15 protein-coding genes are annotated in these 18,646 nt (G+C 41.2%); 1 reads left to right on the top strand and 14 read right to left on the bottom strand.

The annotated features are described in order from the left end of the window. Position 1: 1 nt before the first annotated feature. The 14 genes from asnB to AC6H1S_RS15485 all read right to left on the bottom strand — a co-directional run bounded on the left by asnB (position 2) and on the right by AC6H1S_RS15485 (position 17,081). Positions 2-1,846 carry an asparagine synthase (glutamine-hydrolyzing) gene (gene asnB, locus AC6H1S_RS15420; protein WP_497564176.1) on the bottom strand — a complete coding sequence of 615 codons (1,845 nt, stop codon included), beginning with the start codon at positions 1,844-1,846 and terminating at the stop codon, positions 2-4. A gap of 21 nt (positions 1,847-1,867) precedes the next feature. Then, positions 1,868-2,974, bottom strand: coding sequence for a glycosyltransferase (locus tag AC6H1S_RS15425; RefSeq protein ID WP_497564177.1), 1,107 nt, complete (start codon positions 2,972-2,974; stop codon positions 1,868-1,870). A gap of 1 nt (position 2,975) precedes the next feature. Further along, a complete protein-coding gene (locus AC6H1S_RS15430) occupies positions 2,976-3,566 on the bottom strand; it encodes a sugar transferase (protein ID WP_497564178.1) in 591 nt (196 codons plus the stop codon). An 8-nt stretch (positions 3,567-3,574) separates the two neighbouring features. Next, complete coding sequence (locus tag AC6H1S_RS15435; protein WP_199141943.1) at positions 3,575-4,840, bottom strand: DegT/DnrJ/EryC1/StrS family aminotransferase; 1,266 nt, start codon at positions 4,838-4,840, stop codon at positions 3,575-3,577. A gap of 73 nt (positions 4,841-4,913) precedes the next feature. After that, positions 4,914-6,128, bottom strand: coding sequence for a hypothetical protein (locus AC6H1S_RS15440; RefSeq protein ID WP_497564179.1), 1,215 nt, complete (start codon positions 6,126-6,128; stop codon positions 4,914-4,916). After that, positions 6,125-7,219 (bottom strand): glycosyltransferase family 4 protein, encoded by a 1,095-nt coding sequence (locus AC6H1S_RS15445; protein ID WP_497564180.1) that lies wholly within the window; start codon positions 7,217-7,219, stop codon positions 6,125-6,127. Before AC6H1S_RS15445 ends, AC6H1S_RS15440 begins: the two co-directional genes overlap by 4 nt. A 5-nt stretch (positions 7,220-7,224) precedes the next feature. Beyond that, positions 7,225-8,091: a glycosyltransferase family 2 protein gene (locus AC6H1S_RS15450; RefSeq protein ID WP_497564181.1), complete on the bottom strand. Its 867-nt coding sequence runs from the start codon at positions 8,089-8,091 to the stop codon at positions 7,225-7,227. Positions 8,092-8,100: 9 nt separating this feature from the next. Beyond that, complete coding sequence (locus tag AC6H1S_RS15455; protein ID WP_497564182.1) at positions 8,101-9,255, bottom strand: DegT/DnrJ/EryC1/StrS family aminotransferase; 1,155 nt, start codon at positions 9,253-9,255, stop codon at positions 8,101-8,103. Further along, a complete protein-coding gene (locus AC6H1S_RS15460) occupies positions 9,252-10,691 on the bottom strand; it encodes a lipopolysaccharide biosynthesis protein (protein ID WP_497564183.1) in 1,440 nt (479 codons plus the stop codon). Before AC6H1S_RS15460 ends, AC6H1S_RS15455 begins: the two co-directional genes overlap by 4 nt. A gap of 5 nt (positions 10,692-10,696) precedes the next feature. After that, a complete protein-coding gene (gene tviB, locus AC6H1S_RS15465; RefSeq protein WP_497564184.1) occupies positions 10,697-11,995 on the bottom strand; it encodes a Vi polysaccharide biosynthesis UDP-N-acetylglucosamine C-6 dehydrogenase TviB in 1,299 nt (432 codons plus the stop codon). Then, entirely contained in the window at positions 11,980-12,522 is a 543-nt protein-coding gene (locus AC6H1S_RS15470) for a UpxY family transcription antiterminator (RefSeq protein ID WP_497564185.1), read from the bottom strand. Before AC6H1S_RS15470 ends, tviB begins: the two co-directional genes overlap by 16 nt. Positions 12,523-12,856: 334 nt before the next feature. Beyond that, positions 12,857-15,148: a GumC family protein gene (locus AC6H1S_RS15475; RefSeq protein ID WP_497564186.1), complete on the bottom strand. Its 2,292-nt coding sequence runs from the start codon at positions 15,146-15,148 to the stop codon at positions 12,857-12,859. A gap of 19 nt (positions 15,149-15,167) precedes the next feature. Further along, positions 15,168-15,926: a polysaccharide biosynthesis/export family protein gene (locus AC6H1S_RS15480; protein WP_497564187.1), complete on the bottom strand. Its 759-nt coding sequence runs from the start codon at positions 15,924-15,926 to the stop codon at positions 15,168-15,170. Between the two features lie 714 nt (positions 15,927-16,640). After that, the gene (locus AC6H1S_RS15485) at positions 16,641-17,081 is read right to left on the bottom strand and encodes a hypothetical protein (RefSeq protein ID WP_497564188.1); all 441 of its coding nucleotides are present in this window, start codon (positions 17,079-17,081) and stop codon (positions 16,641-16,643) included. Between the two features lie 262 nt (positions 17,082-17,343). Between AC6H1S_RS15485 and AC6H1S_RS15490 the strand changes: the two genes are divergently transcribed. Next, complete coding sequence (locus AC6H1S_RS15490) at positions 17,344-18,399, top strand: response regulator (protein ID WP_497564189.1); 1,056 nt, start codon at positions 17,344-17,346, stop codon at positions 18,397-18,399. The last annotated feature ends 247 nt before the right edge of the window (positions 18,400-18,646 follow it).

An 18,646-nucleotide genomic window follows, 5' to 3' on the forward strand; every position in this document is an offset into this window, starting at 1 on the left:
TTCAGTAGGCATTAAGCAATTCAGGCTGAGCTGTGCGCTGGTTTTTCGATAACCATTGCGAAAGGACCAGCAGTTTCCAAATTTGTGGATAGCGGTTCCATTTGCCAGTCATGTGCTCATGAATGATCTCCTCTGTTCTCTTAACATGGATACCGGGAATATTTTTGAGTCTTTCTCTGGTTAAATTGTCTCTTACATATTCTTTAAGTTCGTTCCTGAACCAGTGCTGAAAGGGCATGGTAAAGCCTGCTTTGGGCCGGTTAAAAAATGTGGCCGGAACTTTTTCGAACAGGATATCTTTTAAGATCAGTTTTTGGTGTCCGTTCTGGTATTTAAAGGCAGTGGGCAAGCTGCGGGCAAACTCTATTACCCTGTAATCCATTAGTGGTGCCCTTACTTCTAGTGAAAAAGCCATAGATGCACGGTCTACTTTTGTATTGATGTCGCCATTGAGATAGGTTTTGATATCGAAATCTGAAATACGCTCTAACAAGGGCTTGTTGGGATTATGGAGAACGGGCATGAAAGAGCTATACTTTGCCAAGTCTGGATTTTTCACCCATGAATTTTCCATATTGCCGAACATTTTAACGTACAGCTCTTCTACATTTTTCATTGCTATGCCCATGGCAATAAGCTTATGTCTGTAAATTGGCGAAAGGCTGATTAAATGAGCAAGGCTTTTTCTTAAACCAATTGGAGCCTGGAACAGCATGCTGATCAATTTGATCCATCTATACCTGTGATACCCAAGGAAAGCCTCATCGCCCGCATCGCCACTTAGGGCAACGGTAACATATTTTCTGGTGTGCTTGCTCAATAACATGGTAGGTATGGCACTCGAATCGGCAAATGGCTCGTCGTAGTAGGTGCTGAAATTCTCGATCAACTTAATTCCGTCAGTATAATTACACTCAATGGTATGGTGGTCGGTTCCGAGATGTGCGGCTACCTTTGCGGCATAAGCGCTTTCATCAAAACCTTTTTCGTTAAACTTGATGGAGAAGGTTTTAACATTGGCTACTTCTTTAACCGCCATAGCCGCAATGAGCGAGGAGTCTACCCCACCCGATAAAAAAACACCAAGTGGCACATCAGCATTCATCCTGATCTTTACAGCATCTGAAACGAGGTGGGTAAGCCCTTGTTTGGCTTCTTCATAACTGCCTGTAAATTTGTTCTTCCAATGGTAATCCAATGACCAGTACGCTATCATTTTAAGCGTTCTGGTGTTTAGGTTATATTTGAAGCAATGTGCGGCAGGAAGCTGTTTTACTTCTTTCCAAATGGATTGTGGCTCTGGGATGTATCCCCAAACCAAGTACTGCTCTATAGCTTGCTCGTCGACCTCAAGCACTTTATAGGTGCTTATTTGCGACGGCTGACTGGCAAATTCAAAATTTTGCCCATCGAGCAGGTAATAAAAAGGCTTCTTTCCGAAGCGGTCTCTTGCACCGAAAAAATCGTTGTTTTTGGTGTCATAAATGACAAAGGCAAACATGCCGTTGAATTTGTTTACACATTCATAGCCATATTCTAAATAGGCGGCACAGATCACTTCGGTATCTGAGTTGGTATGAAAATGGTACTTTTTCTGTTCTAATTTTTTCCTGAGCTCTTTGTAGTTATAAATCTCTCCGTTAAACACAATATGCAGGTGCAGATAGGCTAAAGGCTGGTTTGCACGCGGGTCAAGGTCTATAATCGCTAACCTGTTATGGGCCAGCACAACTTCGCCCAAACGTTGTATGCCAGTGTATTCTGGACCACGAAATTTGATCTTGTCCATCTTGCTCTGCACAATTAAGTTAGAGTAAGGTATTGTAGAACCGTATATACCACACATATATTTTGTTTTTTTGATGGGTTAATCGAGCAGTTTTTCGTAGGCTTTGCTTATTTCTTGAAGGGCATATTTCTGATAAACATCTTGCTTTATCTTTGCGGGATCCCATTCGGTTTGGGTACAGGCCTGTATAATTTTTTCTTTGAAACCTTCTATATCATTCTGTGGCAGTACATAGCCATTAAAGCCGTTTTTAATGAGGCCGGTTACGCCACTTACTTTAAAGGTAACCACGGGCAAGCCTACAGATAAGGCTTCTAAAATTACGTTCGGAAATCCTTCGGTATGGGAACTGAGCACCATGAGCTCATGCTTTGTCAGCACTTGCAGCACATTTTTGATCTCGCCGTAAAAAGTAACCCGATCCACTAATCTTAAAGACTTCACCTTTCTTTCAATTTGTTTCCGAAGCAGGCCAATTCCTACAAAACTTAAATGGTAATGGGCTGGCAATGCCGACAATATATCAACAAGCCGATCTAAACCTTTTTCGGGCGAGAAGCGGGCAACAACAATTAAATGATATTTATTTTTTGCAGAAAGAGTTTGTCGCTGTTCGGCCGTTTTTACAACAGGGTTGGGAATGACAAGCATTTTTCGGCTGTCTATGCCATAATAACTAACCAGCGACTGCTTCATTTCTTCAGTTTGACAAATAATTTGCTGATAAACCCCATAGCTGAGCCTGGTAAAGCGCATGTAGAATTTCGATTTCAGGTTTTCGTGCAAAATCTGTTCTTCAGGAATATTCGAGGCCCTGGCTATCAGTCGGGGGATTGCTAAAAATTTAGCCACAAAAGCCACCAAAATATTGATATGGTCTGTTGTTGAAAAAACGGCATAAGGTTTTTCTCTGTTTAAGAGCGCATATAGTTTAAAGAAAGACCTCGAAGCTTTTAGGGTATTGAGGTCGATAAACCTCACTTGGTCTAATTGCGAGGAGTAGCAATTTGCCTTTGAACTTAAAAGTACGATCGCGACTTCGAACTTGCGTTTGTCTAAGGCTTGGGCCATATTCCAGAAAACGCGTTCAGAACCACCAGAAGTTAAAGAACTGAGTATGAAAAAAACCTTTTTCTTCGTTCGGTGTTCTCCGTTAATGCCATCAGGCTTAAATAAGGCTTCCATATTAGCTCAGCATCATCTTGCTTAGCGTTAGCCAAATGATCTTGAAATCTGTAGAGAGATTATGTTTGGCTATATATTTCAAATTCTGGCTAATCTTTACCGGTATAATCCGGCGGATGTAATAGTTCTCTGGATCTTCGGCATGCGCCAACAGTTCGCTTTCATTGTAAAATTCGACCGATGCCCAATCGGTAATACCAGGTTTAATGGATAATACATAACGCTGCTGTTCATCGTACAGGTTAACATACTTCCTTACTTCTGGCCTGGGGCCAACAAGGCTCATCTCTCCTCTTAGTACATTGAAAAGCTGGGGCAGTTCGTCGAGCTTATATTTTCTAAGCCAATAGCCAACCCTGGTAACTCTTTGGTCTTTATTGCCAATGGTTAACAAACAGCTGGTGGCCTGGTGCACACACATGGTTCGGAACTTCAGCAAGTGAAAATCTCTCATGTTTAGCCCTACCCTTTGTTGTTTGAAAAAAACTGGGCCCTTTGTATCAATGGCCACAGCCACCGCAATCAGTACAAAAACCGGCAGCAGTAAAAGCAAGCCAATTCCGGCTCCTGTTACGTCAATTAATCTTTTCATATCTATTTTCATAGCCTTACAGGTATTAACATTTCTGATTCAACCATTCCGTTTTGCATCGAATTAACCTGGATATTGACCACCTTGATCAACGAAGCGATGATAAACCGGATTTCTGTTTTGGTTAATTGGGGATAAATGGGAAGTGATATTTCGTTCGAATAATTTCGATAGGCCATCGGATAATCTTTCATCTCATAGCCTAGTTTTTTAAAGCAGGTAAGCATAGGCATGGGAATAAAATGAACATTTACCGCTATGCCAAGTGCTGTAAGATCGTCGATAACCCGATCTCTATGGAATTCAGTTAAACCCTTAATCCGTAGTGGAAAAAGGTGGTAACAAGATTCGCGTTCGCTATCAACCAAGCTGGGCGCCATGAACCATTCCTGGTCCTTAAATCCATTCAGGTATTCGTTGGCAATTAGCTTTCTGGCTGGCAACAGGGTTTGCACATACTTTTTAATCTGGGCCAAACCAATGGCAGCGCAGATATCGGGCATATTTATTTTTAGGCCTTCAAACAAAATATCATAGCGCCAACCCCCGCTTTTGGCCCTGGTTAAGGCATCTTTATTCTGCCCGTTTAAGGTATAGATCTTAAGGTAGTTATACTCTTCTTGGGCATTAAACGCTGCAGGCAGGTTCAAACAGATACAACCACCTTCTGCCGTAGTAATGTTTTTTACAGCATGGAATGAGAATATGGTAATGTCGCATTTCTTTGCCGCTGGCTTACCTTGATAAGTACTTCCAATAGAATGGGCCGCGTCTGCAATCAACAGAACCCTTCCCAATGTGGCCTGCTTGTCAGTTTGAGGTTTAAACAGCTTCCTCACTTTTGGACTTTCGATTACCGATTTCAGCAAATCGTAATTGCAGGGCCATCCGGCAAAGTCTACGGCAATAATTGCCTTTGTTTTTGGCGTAATGGCTTCGCGCACCTTTTCGGGGTCTATCGTAAAATCGTCCAGCACATCAACCATTATTGGCTTAGCGCCGCAGTGCAATACACTCAGCGCCGTAGCGCAATAGGTATATGCCGGTACAATTACTTCGTCGCCGGGCTTTACACCAAACCATTTGAGCATTAAAATAGCTCCAGAAGTCCAAGAGTTTACGCAAATCGTGGCATCTGTTTCTGTCAGCTCCAAAATTTCCTGCTCCAAAGCTTTTACTTTGGGGCCCGTGGTAATCCACTTGTTTTTTAGTGCATCGAGAACTTGATCAATTACAGCCTGATCAATGTAGGGCGGTGAAAATGGAATATTCATGTGCATAAGGTTAAAAGGTTTATACCATTTAATTAGACTTTTAGCGGCAGCAGATTGGGGTTTGCTATGTGCACTACTTATGGACAACGAGTGTTTTTTGAGTGCTGATTTTGGCCAGTTGAAGAATAGAAAAATAAAGGAAGAGTGTTGGACCGCTACCGTCAAGCAACCATTCGTTATGGAAGAAAGAGTTAATAGAGATGGCTATAAAAGAACAGCTTAGGCTAATGAGCAGTGCATTTTCCTTTCGGTGGATTTGCCGAAATGCCCTCCCTATAATGTTACCGACTTTTAAATAGAGCAAAAGCAACAACACCATGCCTAGCAATGGCCCCAGGTAGGTAATAAACATCAAATAGGCATTGTGGGAGGTAATTACCGATGTACCGCTTTTATATACAAAATTGTGCTGAACCACATCGTTCCAGTTTTTGCCATAAAACAAAAGGCCGAAGGGATAATCAGTTATTACCGCGATGTTCTCGCTCATTAAATCGCCACGCATTTCGTTGCGACCAGATTGGGTTTCGTTTTTATTGAAAATATTCTGTTGTTTTTTATCGGCAGAAAATTGACCGATGTAATTTTGTCCAACCAGAAATATGGCTAGCAATGCACAAAAAACAACAATTGATTTGGCTCTGTAGTAAAACACAATCAGCATCACGGCAACGAAACCAAATGCAATGAATACCGACCGTTGCATACCAAAAAAAATAAAGCTCAAAGCCAATACTATTACCAAGAGGCTAAACAACCAATTTTTCTTAAACAGGATTACAGCGCTGAACAAAAATGCGGTTAACGCGGCCATCTGGTAGCCAAATGCAAATATGGTGGTCGCAATTCCGGAGGGGCCTTGCAAAACATCGTCGGCAACCAGCAAAGACCTTAGCCTTGCGATGCTATATTGATGATCGATAAACATCAATAGTCCCGAAAGCATCAGCAGGCTATAAAAGATTGCTATGGCAATTGTTATTCTTTGGAAGCTGTTGGCAATAACGTAATTAAAGAAGACTGCAAAACAAAGCACTGTAATCAAAACGGCAAAGAACCCTGGTATATCGGCCTCTCCTATCAGCTTGTAAAGCACCGCTGCCATAAAGAATACCAGTAGCTGATAACCATATACAAATGGTGTACCCTTAATTTTATCAAACAACAACAAGGGCGCCAAAAAAATCAGTGGTGCTGGTACCTTGAATATGCCGGTTATAAAAATATTAAATGTTGTTACGTATATAAACAGCAGCAACAGCACGTAAAAAGCAGATTTTCTGATCATAACAAGATTAGTTTTTCCCATTCTTCGGCAATATGCTCTATGGAATTGGTTTGATTGATCAACTTGCCATTTGCAGCAAATTTCGACCTCAGGGTTGGGTTATGCAGCAAGTTCTCCATGGCATTGGCCAATCCGCTTGCATCTTCGAGCTGGACTAACAAACCGTTTACGCCATGTTTAATAATTTCGGCCGGTCCAAAATCACAATCGGTTGCCACTACCGGGCAGCCTAGGCTCATGGCCTCTACCAATACATTCGGATAACCCTCTACCCTCGATGCCAGCACGAATATTTCTGCACGCACATAATAATCTTGAAGGTTCCTTTTAAAGCCGATAAACTTGACCTTTGATTTTAAGCCCAACTTGGCCACTTTTTTCTTCAACAGGTATTTACTTGGGCCAACACCAGATATCAGCAAATCGATATTTGGATCATTTAATAAATAGAAAGCATCTATCAGAAGGTCGAAGCCCTTATCATGGTCTAACCTGCCTACACTTAAAACAAAGGGCCTATGGTGCACGGCATTTTTTAACGGCGCATTAAAAACATTGACAGGGTTATAGATAGAAACCAGATTGTTGAGGTGCTCAAACTGCGGAATTGACCGGAGCGAGCTCGACATTGACTTAGAAGGCAAAACCACATTCTTTGCTTTACTGTATATCTTGAAGGCAATCCATTTGGTCATCCCATTGAATTTGGCCAAGGTGTAATATGGCGATGTTCTTTCAGAAACAATGAAAGGCTTATTGAGCAACCAGCAGCACAAGCCCGTCCACAGGTTTACAGAGGTCATAAAAGAGATACTGCACAAGGGTTGCTCTTTGCTAATTACCCGCATTAATTTGGCAAAAGTTACCAACGCATAGTAAATTCGGCTGAACTTGTTCTCTTTGCTACCGCGGTTAACCAATGTTTTTACAATAATATTGGGTTCTACATTATATTTAACTTCTTCATGGTCTAAACAAATGAGTATTACCTTGTAGCCGTTCAGGCTAAAATAGTTGGCCAAATTGCTTAAGACCCGCTCTGCCCCACCGCCAGACAAGCTTCTGATTACAAAACATAGTTTTTTTTGCATCTCCGTTAGTTGACAATGGTTTTAATTGTGCCTAGGGCTTTTGACAGGTTGGCATACTTCATTTCGAATACAAAATATTTTTTGAGATAGAAATACAAGAGTTTCATTTTTTGCAACGGCGTATAGGTAAATACCCTAATAATGAGGTTAAAATCGCTCAATTGCATTTTTTTAAGCGGTATTGGCAATACTGGGCTCCAAATACCACCTTCATGGCGCCGGTAACAGCTCATGGTTTCGGGCAGTACATATATTTTTTTGCCTGTAGACCAGGTAGAGTAAAGCTTTAAGAATTTATCGCAGGCTTTGCAGCTTAAAAACCATTGTTGCGCATAAAGCTGTCTTATTTCTTCGGTATTTCTATACAACAGGGTTACGGTGCTGGTTTCCTCTTGTTTATTCACCATCAGGTCGCTAAACGAATAGCTTAGAGGCTTGGGATTAAAGTTCATATAAGTGAGCTCTGTATCGTCGGCATTAATCTCCTTGGTATAGTGGCAGCAAATCACATATTCTGGATGGCTTTCTAAAAAATCAACCTGTTTCTGCAGCTTAAAGGGATCAGTCCAAAAGTCATCCCCATCGCAAGTGGCTACATATTTTCCCTTGGCGGCCATGGCTACCCTAATCATGTTTTGTGTAGGCCCGATATTCTGTGCAGCAACCAAGCGTTTAATCTGCGGATTCTTTGCGGCATAACGGTCTATTATCGCTGTGGTACCATCTGTGGAGCAGTCGTCGCCAATAATAATTTCCACCTTAAAATTGCATTGCTGCATCAGGAAGCCTTCAATTGCCTTGGCAATAAACCTACTGTGGTTATAAGTGATGCAGAAAACACTGACCATTACGGGTTCGTCTTGATTTTTCATATTGTGCCACTAATTGATGTTTGCAATCATTTCAGTACCAGCGATGGCTGTACTGTATGCTGGTTTGGCAGCAATCCGCTTTCTGCCCGGGTTTTGTGCTTTGGTAATAATTTTAACGACCAAGCTTCTTTCCAAATTATCCAAGGTATGGAACATGGGAAGGCACATGATCCTTTTTGCAATAGAATCGCAAATGGGCATGGCTATTTGTTCAAGGTAAGGCAAGGCCGATAGCGAAGGATAAAAATAACGTCTGCAGCAGACCTGAACCTTTTCCAGTTGCTTCATGCAATTGAGCATGGCGCTTTCTGATTTAAATATTACCGGAAAATAGGCATGGTTAAATTGGGTCTGCGACTGGATCTGCTGAAACTGAAGATTGGATGTTTCCAAACTAGATCTGTAAAATTCGAAAAGCTCTTTCCTTTTGCACAAGATTTCTTCAATGTATTTGAGGTTGCATAAGCCCATTGCCGCATGGAACTCAGAATTTTTGGCATTGGTACCGATCTCAGAAAAGGTATCAACGCCACTGTATCCGAAATTTCGCATGTAAGCCATTTTCTTTAGCAGTGCTTCGTCTTGCGTAAAAACGCCTCCTCCTTCTATGGTGTGAAATAGCTTTGTGGCATGAAAACTCGTGGTGCTGACATCGCCATAGGCAAAAATAGACTTGCCTTTATATTTTACGCCAAAGCAATGTGCCGCATCGTAAATTACCTTTAACTTATACCGTTTGGCAATAGCGTCTATGGCTTCGATATGACAAGGGTTTCCAAACACATGTGTTGCTAAAATTGCGGTTGTACGGGGCGTAATGGCTGCTTCTATTTTTGAGGGATCTATATTTAAGGTCTGCTCATCTATGTCAACAAAAACCGGTTTGCAACCCTGCCAAACAATGGCACTGGTAGTAGCCACAAAGGAAAATGGCGTGGTAATAATTTCGCCCTTGAGTGCCAAAGCCTTTATGGCCAACTGCAATGCGATGGTACCATTGGTTACATATAACGCATAAGGCAAATTAAGGTATGTTCTAAGCTTTAGCTCAAGCTCATTTACCAAAGGGCCGTTATTGGTTAGCCATTGCCTGGTCCAAATACAATCTATATAGCTTTGGAAAGTTGCTAACGATGGCAAGAAGGGTTTAGTTACAGGTATCATCTTTTTAAGATTATTTGTTTAAAATCAGTTAGTGGAGCTAGGTTGAACAGACGGCTTATGCCCAGGTATAGGCTACCATAGCTGATGCCGGCAACCAGAATTCTTAAAAACCTATTCAGGCTGTGGCTGAGCACCAACTGGTCGAGATAAAAAACAGCGAGCCCCAAAAGCCCCGCAACCAGCAGTATCGGCCAAATGTCGAGCAATTGCTCTTTTAATGGGTATTTAATAAGGTTGCCACTGTACATCGAATTGATGTAGTAGGCGAAAACCGTAAAGAAAAGCTGAAAGTAGAGCAAACCCATAATGCCAAATGGAATTACGCAACAGATGCCGATCACACTGATCACTTTTTTAATGATTTCGAGCCTTAGGAATTGGCCGCTTTGCCCCTTTACCTTTAAAATATTAAGGTTGTAAGAATGCAGGGGATAGAGTATGCCGGCTATGCACAACAGCTGAAAATAAGGCACAGCAGGTAGCCATTTATCTGTTAACAACAAGCCTATAAAGGGTTTTGCAACAACGGCCAAGTAAATTAAACTGGGCGCATTCCAAAACAACACCTGCTGCATCAGTTTTTGATATACTTTTTTAAGTTTCCCATCGTCGTTGGCAATGGCCGAGAACATGGGATAGGCTACCTTGTTAATGGCTGTTGAAATTATTCCGATTGGTAATTGGCTCAGGCTGTCTGCCCTGGCATAGTATCCTAATTGTGCGGCTGCATAAAAGCGGCCAATAATAATGGTATATAAATTCTGGTAAAAGGTATCGAGCAACCCAGAAACAGTCATTTTATAGCCGAAGTGAAAATGTTTCCTAAAGCTTTTCTTGTTGAAGATAAATTTTGGGCGCCAAGAAGAGCAGTACCAATGCAGCAGCGTTGAAATGAGAGCGGTTAAGAGGTTCATCCATACCAGGCTCCAGGTACCGTAACCGTTGTTAGCCAGCAAAATGCCCAAAGCACCTCCTATAATCACTGCCGGAATTTGAATGAGCGTTTGCAAGCGAAAACGCATCTCTTTAATAAGAAGCGTACTCTGAATGCTAAAAAAAGCATTGATGATAAAGGTTAGTCCATATACTTTGATAATTTGCGCCAACAAGGGCTGTCTGTAAAACGCCGCAATGAAAGGCGCCGCAAAAAACAAAATGACATAGGCCAAAATTCCACCAATCAGGTTAAAGAAAAAGATGGTCGAATAATCCTTTTGACCCGTTAACCTGCTCCTGATGAGTGATGAAGTAAGCCCACTGTCCATGAGCGAATTGCCCAAGGCAATAAAAACAGAGAGCATGGCAATGAGCCCAAATTCTGCAGGGCTTAAAATGCGGGCCAAAAAAACGGTAATGGCAAGGCCGATAAACTTGATACTGAATTGTTGTACAATTGACCAGATAATAGCCAATCTGGCCTTGATGATAAAGCCCATGGCTCTTACAGGCGAACTGCTTCCATTGATGCAGGAAGCATGGATTTGATGTCGTACAAAACCGATTTTGTTTTGCGCAGGGCACGAATGTCTATCTCTTTAAACTGTTGGTGTGCAACGGCCAGCATCACAGCATCATATTTTCTGGTTTTTGAAGTGCCGTTTTCGCACCATATACCATAATGTTTTTGTGCATGGTCGGCATTTGCCCAGGGATCGTGCACCGTAACCTTTAATTGGTATTCTTGAAGCCTTCTTACTATATCGATTACTTTGGTATTGCGAACATCTGGGCAATTTTCCTTAAACGTAAAACCCAATACCAGCACCTTGGCCCCCACGATGGCAATGTTTTTCGAAATCATTTGCTTAATGAGCTGATCGGCAACATATTTGCCCATACCGTCGTTTACCCTTCGGCCTGCAAGTATAATTTCGGGATGATAGCCGGCTTCCTGAGCCTTTTGGGCTAAGTAATAAGGATCAACCCCAATACAGTGCCCGCCAACCAAACCCGGTTTAAAATTCAGGAAATTCCATTTGGTACCGGCCGCCGCCAATACCTCAGAGGTATCTATACCCAGTTGGTTAAAGATCATAGCCAATTCGTTTACAAAAGCAATATTGATATCTCGTTGTGCATTTTCGATCACCTTGGCAGCCTCGGCAACTTTGATAGATGAAGCTTTGTAGGTTCCTGCCTTGATTACCGAAGCATAAAGGTCATCAACCTGGGTTGCTGCCGCAGGTGTTGAACCCGAAGTGATCTTCAGGATGTTGGCCACAGTATGCAACTTATCTCCGGGATTGATACGCTCGGGCGAATAGCCCACAAAAAAGTCGCGGTTATAAACAAGTCCAGATTTTTTAGCCAGCACAGGCACGCATTCGTCTTCTGTAACTCCTGGATATACGGTTGATTCATAAACCACCATATCTCCTTTCTTCAATACGCTGGCCACCAATGCACTTGCTTTGATCAGCGGACTTAAATCGGGGCGGTTGTTTTTGTCGACAGGAGTTGGTACGGTAATAATGTAAACCGTACAGGCATTGAGCTTTTCTATTTCGGTAGTGCAATACAAACCTTTAAGCGTGGTGCAATCGAAAGTAAGCACCTTGTCTAGTTCTTCCTTGTCAACCTCGAGGGTTGTGTCTTTACCCGCATTTAGCTCGGCTATTCGCTGGCCAAAAATATCGAAGCCAATTACCTTGTGGCTTTTGGCAAATTCTACTGCCAGTGGCAGGCCTACATAGCCTAAGCCAATTACGGCCATTCTGATTGGATTTATTGGGCGGTGCATACAGTTGTTTTTTGGGGGGTGATTTGCATCAATTGGTTAATGGCAATCCGTGTTACCAAAGCACAGTCTAAATGCTCAAAAGAGAGCAATACGGTTTTGCCCTGAATTTGGATGATCTTTCCTTCTTGGTTATAGAAAACACCGCTTCTGATCCTTACCCTATCTCCTGCAGAAAGTTCGTTTAAGCCAACTACTTCCAAACTATTATACATTTTTACCATTTCTTTAAGCCGATCCATCTCTGCTTCTCTTACTACGGCCGGATGGCCCATGAAATAGATGAAATTGAGTACGCCCAGCGTATACCTCACTTTGGTAAGTTCCCTGTCGTCTATCTTAACAAAAAGGTAGCCCGTAAAAAGTGGCAGGGTAACCATTTTCTTTCTGTCGGCCCATTGGTTCTCAGTGGTTTTTGTAGGGCAAAAGGATTCTATTCCTTGTTCTTGCAGCAAGCGGTCTACTTTTTTTTCCCAACGCGGACGTACATATACCACCAGCCAATTCTTTTCAAGCATTTTTTTGTACATGATTTCAGGTTTTATAACTAATTTTTAAATAATGAGCAACAAAACAGGCCAACCCCAACCGTACTTTACAGGTGAAAAGGGAATGATCTGATACAAGAATTCGTACTTAGGATAGATGAAAGGTTATCCCGATCCGCAACAAGGCTTCGCCATATCGCTTACAGCGACAAGTGATCAGGATTTTGTGACACAGGGGTAGGTGTGGGTTATTGAGTAATGATGGAGAGCAGCAGGCTAACTTCTATATTTTCTGCCAGCTTACATGGCAAGGCTGGCGGCAACAAGCACCAATAGGGCACTTTGTACATTTAAAATGCGTTTTATCAATATAATCCTATTCGGCCATGGCATAACCATAGCCACCGTAACTGTATTTTTGGTTTTTTTCTCTTTTGGCGTCGTTAAATACGACCATCAGATTCTTAAGTTTATTTTCGTCGCTAATATCTTTGAGTATGGCCAACTGATATTGGTTGGTATAGTTGTACCGCACCAGGTAAATGCTGACGTCTACATAAGGGGCCAGGCTAAATGCATCGGCTACCTGGCCAACCGGCGATGTATCGATAATGATGTAATCAAAGCGCTGCTTCAGTTCTTGCAACAACACAGCGACCTTAGGATTCATCATAACTTCGGCTGGATGTTCAGGAGCAGTACCACAGCCAATTACACTGATATGGTTAGCCATTTGGGCAGGCTGAATAATAGCATCAATGCTAAGCGAATCATCGTTCAGGTAGTCGGTAATGCCAAGTTCTGCCGATAGGTTCAATTTTTTTAGCAGTGCGGGCCTTCTCAAATCGAATTCTACCACCACCACTTTCTTATTGAGCATGCCTAGTGTGGTGGCCAAATTAATGCTAAAGAAGGTCTTGCCTTCGCCTTTCATGCTAGAAGTAACCAATATCACCTTGTTGCTGGCCTGATTGCCCATCATACCCAAGTTCATCCTTATATACCTGAAAAGCTCTGAAATGGTTGAACGGTTGTCTTTCTGAAAAACATTGGTATTTTTATCCAGGTTATGAGAAAGTTCGCCTAGCATTTTGGCACCGGTTAATACTATGGTTCTGGCATCTTTCACCTTATTGTTAAAAAATCCTCTCGCATAGATAACGCCAGCTGGCAAAAAGCATCCCAAAAAGAAACCACATAGATAAAAAATAGGCGCTTTGGGAGAATCCGGATTGGTATTATAGGCTGGTCTGTCTATAACCTGCGAGGTAGGCACCGTAGTAGATAAAGACAGGGCTGTTTCTTCACGTTTCTGCAACAAGTACTTGTATAATCCAGATTTTACGCTTTGTTCGCGGCCTCTTTCCAAAAGCCCCCTCTCTATGCTGGGCACAGATTTGCTTTTGCTGTTGTACTGCGAATAGTTGGCCTGCAGGTTATTTTTTTCAATGCTGAAGCCGTTTTGAATTGATTTTAAATTTTCCAGGATATTGGTTTTCAAGGCGGACAACTGGTCGTTCAGGTTTAAAACAAGCGGGTTTTCCGCACTGGCAGTTCGCAGCATCCTGTTCCTTTCCAATTGCAGGTCGTTAAATTTAGCAATCAGCCCATTAAGTATGGGATCTTTAATGCCCATGGCACTTGGCGCCAAGCTGCCTTGCGCCTGTTTGCTTTTAAAATAGTTTTCTATAGATTGTACGAGGCTGAGCTGGGTAGATGCTTCGGTCAGCAACTGGTTGTATTCTACAGATCTTGTGGCATTGAGTTGTGCATCAATATTGATATCTGTAACCTGGTTTTGTTGTTTAAAGCTTTCTACATCTTGTTCGCTACCCGATAAGTCGCTTACCAGGTACTTTAGCCTATTGTCTATAAACCTGATTGTATTTTGGGCAATGCTGTTCTTGTTGTTCACATTGTCGAGGTTATAGATCCTGATCAGACTGGTTAAGAGGTCTACCCCTCTTTGTGGCACATTGTCGTTCAAGCTAATTACAACGGTATTGGCATCTTTAACCACCGGAACAATTTTTAGCTTCATCAAACTATAGGCTTCTGTAAGTTTATACAAATCTTTAAACTGAACCTTGATTTCGCCATAAGCTTTGGCATAAGCCGGCCCTTTCTCTATTCGGATGGCGTAGTTTTTAGTGCTGATGAGCGTACCGTAGGCCGCCACCAGATTGAGGCTGCTGTCTGTTAACCGAAACAGCTTATCGTTGATAGAAGAAATGCTGATCTTTCTGGAATAAGCTCCTTTTTTAAGTTCGGCAAACGCAATTTTAACGGGTAGAGTATAACCGTAGAGTTCGGTGGTTTTAAAGCCGTCTTTTCTAAAGTAGGCGGTTTCTAGGTGAAGTTCTTGGAGCACTTTGTAGATGAGGTCTCTAGAACGAAGGATTTCGATTTCGTTATCAACCGTTTTTACGGTTTGGAACATGTTAAGGTCGCTAAACGCAGTGCTGTTAGACATGGCTGCCCCATTTTTATCATCTTGGATCAATAGCGTGCTGCTTACTTTGTATTGTGGCGGGGTAATGTATAAGAAGCCATAAACCAAAATCAGGCAAACCGCGATACTGATTAAAAAGTAAGGCCAGTTTTTAACAAACCCTTTGATGGATGTTGCAAAGTCTGTTGCCCCGTTTAAATGATTTTCTGAAGACATGATCTTTGTGTTGAATGGGTTATTTTCTTAAAACTGCAGTAATCAATACCGCAACTGCCGATATAGAAGCAATAACTACAGGCATAATTCGGGTATTCGGACTATATTCTATCGCTTTCGATTTATCAGGCTCTACATAAACGATATCATTTTGCTTAAGGATAAAAAATGGAGAATTAAGTACATCTTGCTGATTGAGGTTGAGCCTTTTCATAATTCTTTGACCATTTTGCTCCCTAATAATGAGCACATTGTCTCGTTTGCCATAAACCGTCATATCGCCAGCCATTCCCAAAGCCTCTAAAAGGTTAATGTGATCGCCGGGGATGGTAAAACTCGAAGGTTTGTTTACCTCTCCAATAACGGTAACTTTAAAGTTCAGGAGCTGGACCTCGACCATTGGTTTTTTCACATATTTGTCGAGTTCTTTTGCTAGCGCCTCTTGTGCCTGTGCCAAGGTTAACCCTTCTACTTTAACACTGCCGATTACCGGAAAGTTGATATTACCTTCCTTGCTTACCCGATAGCCTGTGGGCTCTTCATTGCTTTTGGTGGTTGCATTTTGCGAATTAACTGCAAACAAAAGATTAGACTCCTGGCTCAGGCTGTTCACGTTAATGCGCAACAAGTCGTTTTGCTGAATCTTTATCGATTGGTCTTCCAGTTTGCTGTCGCCGCTAAGCTTAGCCAAGTTGCTAAAGTAAACCAGGTTTCTCCGCTCTGCACATGAACAAAGAGCGAATGTATAGATCAGCAATAACAGGTATGTTTTTTTCATGACTTTTATAAGTTTAAAATTAGAATTGCTTACCGAACACTAATTTATATACTTAATTATCAATAATTTATACCAAAAAACAGTTTGTATTTAAAGTGTATAAATGGCAAACAAATTTTACAATTGTTTACGCTTTTTATAAACAGATCAGACAAAAAATGTAAAAAAAATGAACTAAAAACTGTGTAATTTTTGTCTGCATTTTTCAAGAAATAACCGCTGTTTTTAGGAGTTCGCTTATACAAAACCGCGCAAAACGTCAGATTTTTTCTCACTGGTTAAAAAAACCAAAGTTTTGCCTGCAAGGCTTCGGTATTCTGCTAAGCTTTTTCTAAGGGTACGGATTGCCAAGCGATATGGTTCCAAGTTTAAACAAATGGAGCCACATGCCTGGCTTTACAAGTGCCGACCGGTTGGACCGGCAAAAAAACTGCCCACTAGATTGAAATCTAATGGGCAGTTCTAAGGATGTAAACCTAGGTTGTAAAGTACAATACAGTTTACTTCAAGAGACCAAGAATACGTTTCAAATTAAATAACTTCACTTAGCAAATTATTAAAGCATGAAACCAAGTTGTGCCTATATTGATATTAAACGGTATACATTCTCTAATGATGACAAACGTATAGACAATGAACCGCCATAAATTGTTTTCAAGAAATAGTTGTTAGAACAGGTGTTTGATCAAAATAGGAGTGTTTAGATTAAAAGGTTTATTTAGGCTCTTGAAAATCATTTCTATGCAACAGACATTCATTATATTTTTCCAATAAGAGGATGTATTTCCTCATCCAATGGTCTATATCTTCATTTTCTATGAGCTGGCTTTGTGCAACATACTTATCTGGCTTTGCACTAGAATTGAGGCAAAAGATTTCTGGAAAATCAGCCGAGAAATCATAATTAATGTAAGACCCGATCTTAATCAGCACATCGAAAGGCAGGGTACCCTGTTCAAACCAATTATACAAGGTACATCTGCTAATTTTCATATACCTGGCCAACTTACTAATGTTATGCCCCTGTTTTCTAATGATCGATTCTACGGTATTCCCTGCATGCTTGTTAAGGAAATACTTTAATGGGGGCTTGTCTTCTGTTTCGTTCGCTAAGGCAATTTTTAAAAGGCTGTCCCCTTTTTTAGTAATGTTCATAATTTTTTCATTTTTATAGTGAAAGCTCAATTAATGACCAATAGGGATGGTTATAAAAATCAGTTCAATTTCAATTAAAGTACCAAGTATTAAAATGATAACCGTCAATGCCAACCATGACGGCGGTCATCTGCACTAAAATTGTAAGTAATTGACGAAAGTCACTAAATATCTTGACTTTGAAAACATTTTACAATTAGAATTTGTAGCAAATTAAGAGTAGATTTATAAAATACTATTTCATCCTTAAAGCAATAGTGAAATGAAAACCATTCTAATTATTGAAAATGACACCGGTTTGCTGGATAGCTATTCGGAAGTCATTAAACGCTCAGGATATGATGTAATTACTGCTTGTAACGGCGACACAGGGATTAATAATGCCATCAACAAAACTCCTGACTTGATTTTATGCAACACGCAACTACCCAATATAGACGGGTACGGCGTATTGTCGGTTTTATCAACCAATGCATTAACAGCCAAAATTCCATTTATTTTCTTAAGCTCAACATCACAGCTCAATGATGTAAGAAAGGGAATGGACATGGGTGCTGATGACTTTGTGACCAAGCCATTCCAAGACAACCAGCTTATGAGGTCTATTGAGGCAAGGATCAGCAAAATCAATAAAATCAACAATCAGAATTTGACCTTATTGTCTTATCATGAAGCCAAAGCACATCTTCCGGGAAACAGCCGGGGCCTCGAAAAGCTTCTCGAATTAATTGCCCAAAGCAAGATCAGGCACCTCAAGAAAAAACAGACCCTGTACTATGAAGGCGATTATCCGCAAGGGCTTTATCTTTTGGCCTCAGGCTGCATCAAAACGCTTAAGTTAACCAATGATGGCCGGCAATTGATAACGGGGTTATATAAGCCCAACGATTTTATAGGGCTTGACACCTTGCTGCTTGATGGCCCTTTTACCGAAAGCGCAGAGACAACCGAAAATTCTTCGGTTTATTTCATCTCAAAAAAAACAGTAGTGGACCTATTGAACGAGCATGCCGAATTAAACCAGCACTTTATTAAGATTCTATCCATCAACCTTCACGAAAAAGAAGACCAGTTGGTTGAGCTGGCTTACGAATCTGTAAGAAAGAGACTTGCCCAGGTATTGATCAGGCTCATTAAAGATGTAATCCCCTTAAACAAAATAGATATTTCGAGAGAGGAGCTTGCAGGCCTTGCCGGTATAGCAACAGAAACCGTTAGCCGTATATTAAGTGATTTTAAGGAAAAAGGATTAATAAAGAAAACTGGAAGCCAGATTCAGATTATTGACCTTAATAATCTCATCAGCATGAAAAGTTAAATACAATAAACAGCTTTTTTGATTTCTAGTTTCCATTGTTCAATTCACAAATTACCATGCACCATTAGCGCGTGTTTGCTCCCTCCATGTCAAATTGATGTCTTCCGCTAAGCAGTATCCTAAAAATCGGGCTTTCTAATTTTACATTTTAAGTGCTTAGTGGATTTTATATTTGGGTGATACGGCCTCGATGTAAAGCATATTACACAGTTAACATCAATATTCTTAGTGACAATTATCATTGCCG

It is taken from the genome of Pedobacter sp. TM02, assembly GCF_059705275.1.

Bases quoted from the DNA above. Each gene is read 5' to 3' on its own strand.
- asnB (WP_497564176.1), bottom strand. From the start codon at position 1,846: ATGTGTGGTATATACGGTTCTACAATACCTTACTCTAACTTAATTGTG.
- AC6H1S_RS15460 (WP_497564183.1), bottom strand. From the start codon at position 10,691: ATGGGCTTTATCATCAAGGCCAGATTGGCTATTATCTGGTCAATTGTA.
- AC6H1S_RS15425 (WP_497564177.1), bottom strand. From the start codon at position 2,974: ATGGAAGCCTTATTTAAGCCTGATGGCATTAACGGAGAACACCGAACG.
- AC6H1S_RS15440 (WP_497564179.1), bottom strand. From the start codon at position 6,128: ATGATCAGAAAATCTGCTTTTTACGTGCTGTTGCTGCTGTTTATATAC.
- AC6H1S_RS15455 (WP_497564182.1), bottom strand. From the start codon at position 9,255: ATGATACCTGTAACTAAACCCTTCTTGCCATCGTTAGCAACTTTCCAA.
- AC6H1S_RS15490 (WP_497564189.1), top strand. From the start codon at position 17,344: ATGAAAACCATTCTAATTATTGAAAATGACACCGGTTTGCTGGATAGC.
- AC6H1S_RS15435 (WP_199141943.1), bottom strand. From the start codon at position 4,840: ATGAATATTCCATTTTCACCGCCCTACATTGATCAGGCTGTAATTGAT.
- AC6H1S_RS15450 (WP_497564181.1), bottom strand. From the start codon at position 8,091: ATGAAAAATCAAGACGAACCCGTAATGGTCAGTGTTTTCTGCATCACT.
- AC6H1S_RS15480 (WP_497564187.1), bottom strand. From the start codon at position 15,926: ATGAAAAAAACATACCTGTTATTGCTGATCTATACATTCGCTCTTTGT.
- AC6H1S_RS15470 (WP_497564185.1), bottom strand. From the start codon at position 12,522: ATGTACAAAAAAATGCTTGAAAAGAATTGGCTGGTGGTATATGTACGT.
- AC6H1S_RS15485 (WP_497564188.1), bottom strand. From the start codon at position 17,081: ATGAACATTACTAAAAAAGGGGACAGCCTTTTAAAAATTGCCTTAGCG.
- AC6H1S_RS15475 (WP_497564186.1), bottom strand. From the start codon at position 15,148: ATGTCTTCAGAAAATCATTTAAACGGGGCAACAGACTTTGCAACATCC.
- AC6H1S_RS15430 (WP_497564178.1), bottom strand. From the start codon at position 3,566: ATGAAAAGATTAATTGACGTAACAGGAGCCGGAATTGGCTTGCTTTTA.
- AC6H1S_RS15445 (WP_497564180.1), bottom strand. From the start codon at position 7,219: ATGCAAAAAAAACTATGTTTTGTAATCAGAAGCTTGTCTGGCGGTGGG.
- tviB (WP_497564184.1), bottom strand. From the start codon at position 11,995: ATGCACCGCCCAATAAATCCAATCAGAATGGCCGTAATTGGCTTAGGC.